The following is a 10720-nucleotide window of genomic DNA, read 5'->3' on the forward strand; positions in this document are numbered from 1 at the left end:
CCATTTGCACAGCCCCTCGGGTACTGGCCAAATGCTTGGCCACGCAGTCGGCGTACGCTTGAGGTTTTTTCCCCGAGATCACATTCATGGTCGGCAGCGTCTGACTAATGTCCGAGACAGTCGCGCAACCACTCATCGCCAACACCAGTACCAAAACACCCCGCTTCATACGAATCCTCCCTTAAAGACCCTCCGACAGCGCAAATACTGTTTTTCTCCGGAGACCGCTGCTTTATCACCCATAAAAACCTGAATAGCTGTTTTTAATTGTCAAAGCACCTCGCGGTAGCCCGATAATAAACCGTTCGGGCTGATAAACTGCGCCATCGCCCATGCTATCGTTTTGATTTTGTAGAAAAAGCCCTTCTGGAGGCGCCCCCATGAAATTTATCCACCAGCGCGAGCACCTCAATGAAGATGACATCGTCGTCATTCAATGCTCCCAAATGTGCAACATCCGCCTGATGAACGACGCCAATTTTCGCAGCTTCAAGAATGGCGGCCGCCACACCTACCACGGCGGCGCGTTCGACACCTTCCCGGCGAAAATCACCGCGCCAAGCACCGGTTTCTGGAACATCACCATCGACACCGTCAACCGCCGGCCGATCAGCGTGACCCGCAAACCGACCCTGACCCACTCGATCAAAATCATCCGCCGGTCCAGCTCGAAACTCAGCTGAGACCTCGGCCCGCACTGCGACAGACAGGTACGACCGTGGCCCAAACGACTAAATACGTCATCAAATACAAGCTTAACGAAGAACGCCGCTTCGAGTTCGCCCAGCTTGAAACCGGCACCGAAGAAGAAGCCAGAGCGGCACTTCAAGCGATTCACGGCGACTTGTCCGGGATCAGCGATATAAAGGTCAGCAAAGCGCTGTAACCCCTGGCACAACCACTCCGGAGTTAGACCGCAAGCACCGGAGTGTCGCCCGCCTTCGTACTCCCCAGACTGGCACACCTCAACCTTGAGTTCAGGAGCCGGACATGTCCATTTCTTTGCCGCACAACACCTCAGTAGCGCGTTATATCGACGGTGTCCGTGCAATGGGCGAACAGCCTCTGGCCTCGCGCATCAATGCACTGGATTGGCCTTCCCTGGAGCAAGACCTCGACCGGGACGGCTGCGCGACAATCAAAGGACTGCTCAACCCCGAGCAATGCGCAGACCTCAGCGCGCTCTACGCTCAGCCTGCGCTTTTCCGCTCGCACGTGATAATGGCCCGGCATGGTTTCGGGCGCGGCGAGTACCGGTATTTCAGGTACCCGCTGCCGGATATCGTTGCTTGCCTGCGCGGCACGCTCTACTCAAGGCTTGTCCCGCTGGCCAATCGCTGGAATGAACGGATGGGCTTGCCCGGCCGCTTTCCCACGGAACACGCAGCCTTCCTGCAACGTTGTCATGACGCGGGACAGGAGCGCCCTACGCCGCTGTTGCTGCAATATGGTCCGCAGGACTACAACTGTTTGCATCAGGATCTGTATGGCGAGCATGTGTTCCCGCTGCAAGTGGCGATTCTGCTGTCCGCTCCCGGCGAAGACTTTACCGGCGGCGAGTTCGTGCTCACCGAGCAGCGCCCACGGATGCAATCACGGCCCATGGTGATGAGCCTCGATAAAGGCGATGCGCTGATTTTTGCCGTGCATCAGCGCCCGGTCAAAGGTGTTCGCGGCGATTACCGGGTGAACCTGCGCCACGGTGTCAGTCGCCTGCACAGCGGCAAACGGCATACCCTTGGAGTGATCTTTCACGATGCGCAGTAAAGCGATGCCTCCAACCACCTTCGAGCTGTTTGCCGATGAAGACCGGCAACCGGCCAGGACCGAGCAAATCKGCGAACAGTCTTTCGTACTCCGGGGTTTTGCCCTGCCCTGGGTGGAGCAATTGTTGCCGCTGCTGGAGAAGATTCTACGGGCCGCACCGTTTCGGCAGATGGTCACCCCCGGCGGTTTCACCATGTCGGTCGGCTTGAGCAGTTGTGGCACGCTGGGCTGGACCACCGATCGCAGTGGCTATCGCTACACTCGCATCGATCCCGTCAGCGGCCAGCCCTGGCCGGAGATGCCCGAGATCTTTCGGGAAATGGCACAGGTTGCCGCACGAGCAGCCGGTTTCCATCACTTTGAGCCCGATGCCTGCCTGATCAACCGATACCTGCCGGGCGCCAAGATGTCGCTGCATCAGGACAAGGATGAACGGTCCTACGATCCGCCGATTGTTTCGGTGTCCCTCGGTCTGCCGGCGATGTTCCTGTTCGGCGGCTTCAAGCGCGGCGACACACACCTGCGAGTGCCGCTGTTTCACGGTGACATCGTGGTCTGGGGCGGCGTGGATCGCTTGCGTTATCACGGCGTGCTGCCGCTCAAGGACGGTCATCACCCACGACTGGGCGGACAGCGGATCAACTTCACGTTCCGCACGGCGGGATAAAACCCGGAATTTGACCGCAAGCGCCGGAGTGTCCTCACCGCCCACACTCGCTAGGCTCCGTATGAATAAACCTTCTACCGGTATCCCCCATGACCACTGCCAAACCCACCACAGAACAAGATCCCCGTTGGTCCGCGGTGCTGGCGCGCGACCCGCGCGCTGACGGTCAGTTTGTCTACGCGGTGAAAACCACCGGGATCTACTGCCGCCCCAGCAGCCTGGCGCGATTGCCGAAACCGGAAAACGTCGAGTTTTTCGACAACGAGGAACAGGCTCAGGCGGCCGGTTATCGCCCGAGCAAACGCGCGGCAACAGACCAGACTCATCTCGCCGAGCAACACGCCGCACTGGTCGCCGCAGCCTGTCGGCAAATCGAGGCTGCCGAGACATTGCCCAGCCTGAACGAACTGGCAGAGACCGCGCGAATGAGCGCTTTCCACTTTCACCGGGTGTTCAAGGCTGTCACTGGCCTGACGCCCAAGGGATATGCCACTGCACAACGTTCACGCAGGGTTCGTGAACGCCTGGAGGTCGCCGGTTCGGTGACCGACGCGCTGTATGAGGCAGGTTTCAATTCCAACAGTCGCTTTTACGAGTCCGCCGATCACCTGCTCGGCATGAAGCCCAGCGACTATCGCGCCGCGGGCCAGAACACCGACATCAGGTTTGCCGTTGGCCAATGTTCATTAGGGGCGATTCTGGTGGCGCAGAGTCAACGCGGGGTGTGCGCGATCCTCTTGGGGGATGATCCCCATGCGCTGGTCTGCGACCTGCAAGACCGGTTCCGTCAGGCCAACCTGATTGGCGCCGACCATGAGTTCGAGCAGTTGATTGCCAAGGTGGTGGGTTTCATCGAAGCCCCGGCGCTTGGCCTGGACCTGCCGCTGGATGTGCGCGGCACGGCGTTTCAGGAGCGGGTGTGGATGGCGCTACGCGATATTCCGGCGGGCAGCACCGCCAGCTACGCCGAAATTGCCCAGCGCATCGGCGCGCCAAAAGCCTTCCGTGCCGTGGCCCAGGCTTGCGGTGCCAACAACCTCGCGGTGGCCATTCCCTGCCATCGGGTGGTACGCAGCGATGGCGATGTCTCGGGCTACCGCTGGGGGGTGGAACGCAAGCGTCAACTGCTTGCGCGTGAAACCCAATCTCAGAAAATGCCGATATACACGGCCACTGACTCAGGGCCGGTATAGGCCTCGAAGTCGGTGGCAAATCGGCGTTTGACCTGCGGGTTGGCCTCAAAGTACGCCCAGACCCTGCCCCACGCCTCGATGACACTGCCGGGCATCGCCCCCTTCGCTTCGAAAACCAGGTACTGGCCGCCCTGCACCTCAATGGTTTCATAACCGGGAGCAGCTTCATTGACCGCCACCCCGGCTGTCACGTCGAAAGCCCCCGAGGCATCGGACTCATAGTGGGAGTACACCCCGTAAGCCGGTGAGTCCGGCTTCTTATTGGCAATCTTGTCAAACAGCCCTTCGGCAAAAAATCGCTGCCACATCGGACCGATTCTGGCGGTAGCTGCCTGCTGCTCGGCGCTGTTAAACGTACGTACACGCAATCCTGATACGCGGAATGGTGAAACCTCAAGTTGCTTCAAATCCATGGAACAGTTCCTCCGTCGTTAACGATTAACATCCACTACAAGCGGCCACAATGCATTGGCCCGAGCGCCGGCACAACCGGAGGCTACGCTTTATTRCACTCGGCATCTGCGCCTAATGGCCACTGGTCTTTTGACGCTGACTCCTGCTACATAACCGACTCTTGTCATGAGGAAGACGTTGCGATGAACCAGTGGCCTGACACCCRTATTCTTGATCTGCTCGGCATCGAATTACCGATTATCCAGGCTCCCATGGCCGGCGCTACCGGATCGGCCATGGTCATTGCGGCCAGCAACGCCGGCGCCCTGGGCTCAATGCCCGCGGCCATGCTCAGCGTCCAACAGTTGCGCGAAGAACTGAAGGCGATCCGGCAACACAGCGAGCGCCCATTCAACGTGAATTTTTTCTGTCATCAACCACCGGTGGCCGACGAGCAACGCGCTCAGCAATGGAAAAACCTGCTGGAGCCCTATTACCGCGAGTTGGGCGCTGACTTCGACGCACCGACACCGGTTTCCAATCGTGCACCGTTCGATGCCGCCGCCTGCGCGGTGGTCGAAGAGTTCCGTCCGCAGGTGGTGAGTTTTCACTTCGGCCTACCGGAAAAGTCCCTGCTCGATCGGGTCAAAGCCACTGGCGCGAAGGTCCTGTCCTCGGCGACCACCGTCGATGAGGCGATCTGGCTGGAACAGCATGGCTGCGATGCGATTATCGCCATGGGTTACGAGGCCGGAGGCCATCGCGGGATGTTTCTCAGTGATGACCTGAACAGTCAGGTCGGCACCTTTGCGCTGGTGCCACAGATCGTCGATGCCGTCAGCGTACCGGTGATCGCCGCAGGCGGGATCGGCGATGCGCGCGGAATCGTCGCCGCCTTCGCCTTGGGTGCCTCGGCGGTGCAACTGGGCACTGCCTACCTGTTTACTCCAGAAGCCAAGGTCAGCGCCTCCCATCACAGGGCCTTGCGCAGCGCCAAGGAAAGCGAGACGGCGCTGACCAATATTTTCACCGGGCGGGCTGCACGGGGGATTCTCAATCGGGTCATGCGCGAACTCGGCCCGATCAGCCCGCAAGCTCCGGCCTTCCCGCTGGCGGGCGGTGCACTGATGCCGCTACGCGCCAAGGATGAGGCGGACTTCAGCAACCTCTGGGCCGGACAAGCGCTGCGGCTTGGGATTGAATTACCGACCGCTGAGTTGACCCGGCGTCTGGCGGACGAGGCGCTGGCCTTGATGGCGCGTCGCTAAACACCATTTGATCGTTCCCATGCTTTGCGTGGTAACGATCAAAAAGCCCGTAGCTGCCGAGCCCGCGAGGCTGCGTTCGGCCCCGTAGCAGCTGTCGAGCCTGCGAGGCTGCGTTCGGCTGCGCAGCAGTCGCTGAATCAGGCCATGCGTTCTTTCAGGCAAACCGCGTTTGCAGGATTTGCGAGGACTTCGTCAAAACTGCCCACTGCACCTGCCAACCCCGGAGCCGCTTCATGTCTATTCGTGCCTCACGTTTTGCCCCCACTTGCCTGGCATCCTTGCTCGCCGTGTTCGTGCTTGGCTCAGCCCACGCCGATGAAGTCCAGGTTGCGGTCGCGGCCAATTTCACCGCACCGATCCAGGCGATTGCCGCCGACTTCGAAAAAGACACCGGGCACAAACTGGTCGCCGCCTATGGCGCCACGGGCCAGTTCTACACCCAGATCAAAAACGGTGCGCCGTTCGAAGTGCTCCTGTCGGCTGACGACAGCACCCCGCAAAAACTCGAGAGCGAAGGCGACACGGTCAAAGGTTCGCGTTTCACCTACGCCATCGGCACCCTGGCACTGTGGTCGGCCAAGGACGGTTACGTTGACGCCAAAGGCAAAGTGCTCAGCGACAACACCTATCAGCACCTGTCGATCGCCAACCCGAAAGCCGCCCCTTACGGTCTCGCGGCCACCCAGGTATTGGCTAAACTGGGCCTGACCGACAAGGTCAAGGGCAAGATCGTCGAAGGCCAGAACATCACGCAGGCCTACCAGTTCGTCTCCACCGGCAATGCGGAAATAGGTTTCGTCGCCTTGTCGCAGATCTATAAAGACTATCGAGTGCCGACCTTTCCGCCATCTGGCTGACCCTCAAGCTGGCGTCCCTGACGACGGCCATCCTGCTGGTTATCGGCACTCCGATTGCGTTGTGGCTGTCGCGTACCCGCTCCTGGCTGCGCGGGCCCATCGGCGCTATCGTCGCCCTGCCCCTGGTGCTGCCGCCGACGGTGATCGGCTTCTATTTACTGATGACCCTCGGCCCTAACGGGGTCATCGGCCAGTTCACCCAAGCACTGGGGCTGGGCACGCTGACGTTCAGTTTTGCAGGGCTGGTGATCGGTTCGGTTATCTACTCGATGCCCTTTGTCGTCCAGCCACTGCAGAACGCCTTCTCGGCGATTGGCCCGCGTCCGCTGGAGGTGGCCGCCACCTTGCGCGCCAACCCCTGGGACACTTTTTTCAACGTGATCTTGCCGCTGGCCAGGCCAGGCTTTATCACTGCGGCCATTCTCGGCTTCGCCCACACTGTGGGTGAGTTCGGCGTGGTGCTGATGATCGGTGGCAATATCCCGGACAGAACCCGCGTGGTGTCGGTGCAGATCTACGATCATGTCGAAGCCATGGAATATGCCCAGGCCCATTGGCTGGCCGGGGCGATGCTGGTGTTCTCGTTTTTGGTATTGCTGGCGCTGTACTCCAGCCGCAAAACCAAAGCCGGCTGGAGCTGATCGATGACCTCAACGATTCACGCTCGGCTGAAACTGAGCTACCCGGATTTTTCCCTGGACGTCGACCTGCACCTGCCCGGTCGCGGCGTGACGGCGCTGTACGGTCATTCCGGCTCGGGTAAAACCACCTGCCTGCGCTGCATCGCCGGCCTGGAAAAGGCCGAGCAAGGCTTTATCCAGATCAATGACGAAGTCTGGCAGGACAGCAGCAAAAAGCTCTTTGTCGCCCCGCACAAACGGGCACTGGGTTATGTTTTTCAGGAGGCCAGCCTGTTTCCCCATCTGTCGGTGCTGGCCAACCTGGAGTTTGGCCTGCGGCGCATTCCACACAAGCAACGCCGGGTCGACATGGCCCACGCCACCGAACTGCTGGGAATCAGCCACTTGCTCGACCGTCATCCACAACACCTCTCGGGCGGCGAGCGCCAACGGGTCGGCATCGCCCGGGCGTTGCTCACCAAAGCCCTGGCGAGCGGGCCCATCGGCGAAACGCTGGCGCGGCTCGACCTGCCGCTGGCCTTGGGCGACGATGCCGGCGTGGTGATCGAGGGTCAGGTGACAGACTACGACGCCCATTATCAACTGCTGACCCTGCAACTGCCCCACAGCCAATTGAATGTGCGGGTCGCGCATTCACCTATGGCCGTTGGCAAGTTGTTGCGCGTCAAAGTCCAGGCTCGCGATGTCAGCCTGAGTCTTCAGGGCGGTGAACTCAGCAGCATCCTCAACCGCTTGCCAGTGACGGTGACCAGCGAAATTTCCGCGGACAACGCCGCCCATGTGCTGGTACGCCTGGACGCTGCCGGAACACCGTTACTCGCGCGCATCACCCGCTATTCCCGCGATCACTTGCAACTGCACCCCGGCCAGCAGTTGTGGGCGCAAATCAAGGCGGTGGCGGTCCTCGCGTAAGGCGACGAACAGCACAGACCGCTTTTGCACCTTTTCAACTTGCTTCTATAGTTGATGTGTACACAACTGGAGCGTCGGTGACGCCATGGAAGACATATTCGTTGTGAAACGTTGCAACAAGACCACCGCTCAGGGTCGCCGTGCGGGTGAAGTGTCTCATCAGCAGACGATAGCGGCGGTCTGGTACCGGATCGCCGATACGCGCACCGGCGGTGGTTTTATCGGTGACGGTTATGAGCGTATGGAAGATGCCATGAAGGAGTGCCGACGGCTCAATGCCGCCAGCTCGCGGGTCTCGCGCAAAGTCTGAAACCCAGGCTGCACGCGGCTCCGCTGCCATTGGCATTGCGGGTCTATACTGATTCCAGCTGAAGGATCGGCACCCCCATCGGCAAACGCTCGCGCCCGGCGAGCGTTTTGTTGCTCGATCAAAAGCTTCTCTGATACGGAGGTGTTTCTCATGTCCGAAAAAGAGTCCATCACTACCTTGCTGACCCTGCTCGACTCACGTCAGGCGCGTCTGGCGGCTGCCTGCAAGGAAATCGCCGACTGGGTCGACATCCATGGCGGCCACCCCACCGCGATGAAAATTCGCGACCGTCTGCAAGACATCGAGAAAGATGCCCCGCTGATTCAGAACGCGCTGACATCACTCAAACCTGTCGACCGGCCACTGCCTCGATTCCGCTAAGCAAGTCCCGGCTCATACGCTGAAGCCGGGACTCGCCAGGGATCGGCAGCACGCCGACACGCTGTTTTTCAGAGTTGATCCCGAGCGATACCGCTGCGAATACGCAGGATATCGGCGAGCACTGCCAAGGCGATTTCCGCGGGTGTCTTGCTGCCCAGATTGAGCCCGATCGGCGCGTGAATACGCGCCAGTTCAGCCTCTCCCAAACCACCGATACGCCGTAAACGCTCAAAGCGCTTTTGCGAGGTTTGCATCGAGCCCATCACACCGATGTAAAACGCCTCGGTGCGCACCGCTTCCATCATGGCCAGGTCGTCGATGCGCGGATCGTGGGTCAGCGCCACCACGGCGGTATCGCTGTGGCAACCACCCTTGGCGATGAACATCGACGGCAACTCGCGACGAATTTCGACGTTCTCAAGGACCACCCCTTCGAGGACCTCATCACGCGGATCACACAGAATCACTTCGAAACCCAGCCCCACCGCAAACTCGGCACACGCTTGGGACACGCTGGAATAACCGGCGAGCAACAAGCGTTGGGCCGCACCGACACGCACACGCACCCGGTCGATTTCCCGTTCGATACGCGGCCCGTGTTCACGGTCAACCAGTAGACTGCGTGCACCGCTGGCCAGATTCACTTCGCGAATCAAACGGCGCTGCCCCAGCAACGCGGACTCCAGTTCGCGCAGATGGGCTTGCACCTCGCACTCGGGCTCAAGCTTTTCCACCAGCACGTCGAGTAACCCGCCGCAGGGCAGTTTTATCGTGGAACGCGGATCATCGCCCTCGCCGTAACGCACCACCGAAACGGCGTCGAGAAACGCCCCTTCGGCCATGCGCGCCAGAAAGTCGTCCTCGACGCAGCCGCCCGACAACGAGCCAATCCATTGCCCGCTGGCGTTGACCGCCAACATCGAGCCTGGCGCACGAGGCGCCGAGCCGTAGGTGCCGAGCACGCTGCAGAGCCATACACGCTGGCCAGCGCTGGACCAGGCCAACGCTCGCCGAACCACTTGCAGGTCAAGATGCTGCATATCAGTGTGCCTTGTGCTCAATGGGAGCATCTGCCTTCAATTGCTCGATCTGGCCGATCAGCAGATCAGCCGGTTGACCGCCCCAAGCCCGGTTGCATGCGCTCGAAGCCGGCAAATTTTTGCTCGCCAATTCCGTCTTCAATCACCCGCAACAGGTTGCGCGGATCTTCCAGGCGCAACGTGGTGTTGCCTTGCATCGCCACCGCGATGTGCGGCTTGCCCTCGCCGTTGACGCCATGGCAACCGGCGCAAACGTTCAGGTAATCCTGACGGCCGCGCCGGGCGCTTTCGGTCATTTTGTCCAACGGCACTTCGCTCAACACCCGCACTTGCGGTGGCGGGTCGCCGAGCAGGAAAGTCGCCATGGACGCCAGGTCCGGGTCATTGAGGTTCTGGGTGCTGTTATGGAACACCGGGAACATCTCGTTGAACATCGTACCCTGAGCGCTCATGCCGTGCTTGAGGAAAGAACTCAGGTCCTGATGCGTCCAGCCGCGTGCCGCCAGATCGTTGGCGAGCAAGCTGGGCGCCAGGTAGCCATTGAGCAGGCCACCCGTCATGCGCTTGTCCTGTTGCATCGCGCCGGGCAAACCACGCGGCGTATGGCATTCGCCACAGTGGCCGAGCACGTCGACCAGGTACTGGCCGCGTTTCCACTCCTCACTTTTGCCGTCAGCCGGCGCCAGCTTCACGTCCTTGCCGTAGAGCATGTTCCAGCCCATCAACCCCAAACGTACGTTGAACGGAAAGCTCAGGCGGGTGACCGGTGCAGCACGGTTGATCGGCGCGACCGTCTGCAGGTACGCGTGAATGGCGTCGGAGTCTTCACGCGGCATCAGGTGATACGAGGTGTACGGCATCGCCGGGTACAGGTTGGCGCCATCACGACGCTTGCCTTCGGTCAGCGCAGCGAAGAATTCGTCGTCGCTGTACAGACCGATCCCGTGGTCCTTGTCCGGGGTGATATTGGTGCCATATATGGTGCCGAACGGTGACACGATCGGCAGGCCGCCCGCATAAGGCGCGCCACCGGGCGCGGTGTGGCAAGCCATGCAGTCCGCCGCCCGCGCCAGGTATTCACCGCGCTTGATCTGCTGCTGATCGGCCGCCTGGGCCTGCTGGATCGCCATCAGCGAAACAGCCAGGCCAACCGCCGTGCCAAGGCTGGAAAGTAGTCGCTTCATGCTCAACCCTCCTTGACCAGGCCGAGATCGGTCAGCACGTTGCGCGTGGCGCTGTAATAGCGCACGTAGCCGGTGCAGCGACAAATGTGGTGGCCGAGGCTGTCTTC

Annotated in this window: 12 protein-coding genes and 3 pseudogenes; 11 read left to right on the plus strand and 4 right to left on the minus strand. The window is 60.7% G+C overall.

All coding sequences use genetic code 11. From position 1 onward, the window contains the following. Positions 1-380: 380 nt before the first annotated feature. The 5 genes from AC1DH9_RS20965 (at position 381) to ada (ending at position 3627) form a co-directional block, all read left to right on the plus strand. Complete coding sequence (locus tag AC1DH9_RS20965; RefSeq protein ID WP_019690029.1) at positions 381-683, plus strand: DUF1883 domain-containing protein; 303 nt, start codon at positions 381-383, stop codon at positions 681-683. 35 nt (positions 684-718) lie between these two features. Further along, a complete protein-coding gene (locus AC1DH9_RS20970) occupies positions 719-886 on the plus strand; it encodes a hypothetical protein (protein WP_427537057.1) in 168 nt (55 codons plus the stop codon). Positions 887-1050: 164 nt separating this feature from the next. Next, on the plus strand, positions 1051-1767 hold the full coding sequence (locus AC1DH9_RS20975; RefSeq protein ID WP_427537211.1) for a 2OG-Fe(II) oxygenase: 717 nt from the start codon (positions 1051-1053) through the stop codon (positions 1765-1767). Next, positions 1757-2434 (plus strand): DNA oxidative demethylase AlkB, encoded by a 678-nt coding sequence (alkB, locus tag AC1DH9_RS20980; RefSeq protein WP_477808716.1) that lies wholly within the window; start codon positions 1757-1759, stop codon positions 2432-2434. The genes AC1DH9_RS20975 and alkB overlap by 11 nt, the downstream gene beginning before the upstream one ends. An 89-nt stretch (positions 2435-2523) precedes the next feature. Next, complete coding sequence (ada, locus tag AC1DH9_RS20985) at positions 2524-3627, plus strand: bifunctional DNA-binding transcriptional regulator/O6-methylguanine-DNA methyltransferase Ada (protein WP_427537061.1); 1104 nt, start codon at positions 2524-2526, stop codon at positions 3625-3627. Here the strand turns inward: ada and AC1DH9_RS20990 are convergent. Then, on the minus strand, positions 3582-4040 hold the full coding sequence (locus AC1DH9_RS20990) for a GyrI-like domain-containing protein (RefSeq protein WP_427537063.1): 459 nt from the start codon (positions 4038-4040) through the stop codon (positions 3582-3584). The genes ada and AC1DH9_RS20990 overlap by 46 nt on opposite strands. Before the next feature lie 183 nt (positions 4041-4223). On the opposite strand from AC1DH9_RS20990, the gene AC1DH9_RS20995 reads away from it, so the two are divergent. The 6 genes and pseudogenes from AC1DH9_RS20995 to AC1DH9_RS21020 all read left to right on the plus strand — a co-directional run bounded on the left by AC1DH9_RS20995 (position 4224) and on the right by AC1DH9_RS21020 (position 8389). Then, positions 4224-5288 carry an NAD(P)H-dependent flavin oxidoreductase gene (locus tag AC1DH9_RS20995; protein WP_477808717.1) on the plus strand — a complete coding sequence of 355 codons (1065 nt, stop codon included), beginning with the start codon at positions 4224-4226 and terminating at the stop codon, positions 5286-5288. A gap of 233 nt (positions 5289-5521) precedes the next feature. After that, positions 5522-6127, plus strand: a pseudogene (gene modA / locus AC1DH9_RS21000) (molybdate ABC transporter substrate-binding protein); the annotation flags it as partial. A gap of 8 nt (positions 6128-6135) precedes the next feature. Then, positions 6136-6786: a molybdate ABC transporter permease subunit gene (gene modB / locus AC1DH9_RS21005; protein ID WP_477808719.1), complete on the plus strand. Its 651-nt coding sequence runs from the start codon at positions 6136-6138 to the stop codon at positions 6784-6786. Positions 6787-6789: 3 nt separating this feature from the next. Further along, positions 6790-7698: a molybdenum ABC transporter ATP-binding protein gene (locus tag AC1DH9_RS21010; protein WP_477808718.1), complete on the plus strand. Its 909-nt coding sequence runs from the start codon at positions 6790-6792 to the stop codon at positions 7696-7698. A gap of 85 nt (positions 7699-7783) precedes the next feature. After that, a complete protein-coding gene (locus AC1DH9_RS21015) occupies positions 7784-8008 on the plus strand; it encodes a hypothetical protein (RefSeq protein ID WP_427537073.1) in 225 nt (74 codons plus the stop codon). A gap of 150 nt (positions 8009-8158) precedes the next feature. Next, positions 8159-8389, plus strand: coding sequence for a hypothetical protein (locus AC1DH9_RS21020; RefSeq protein ID WP_054597737.1), 231 nt, complete (start codon positions 8159-8161; stop codon positions 8387-8389). A 68-nt stretch (positions 8390-8457) separates the two neighbouring features. Here AC1DH9_RS21020 and AC1DH9_RS21025 read toward each other — a convergent pair whose 3' ends face one another. From AC1DH9_RS21025 to AC1DH9_RS21035, 3 genes and pseudogenes are all read right to left on the minus strand, one after another. Next, positions 8458-9429 carry an XdhC family protein gene (locus AC1DH9_RS21025; protein ID WP_427537075.1) on the minus strand — a complete coding sequence of 324 codons (972 nt, stop codon included), beginning with the start codon at positions 9427-9429 and terminating at the stop codon, positions 8458-8460. A 1-nt stretch (position 9430) separates the two neighbouring features. Next, positions 9431-10613: pseudogene (locus AC1DH9_RS21030) on the minus strand (c-type cytochrome). Positions 10614-10615: 2 nt separating this feature from the next. Further along, positions 10616-10720: pseudogene (locus AC1DH9_RS21035) on the minus strand ((2Fe-2S)-binding protein); the annotation flags it as partial.

It is taken from the genome of Pseudomonas sp. 05T35 (assembly GCF_056396605.1).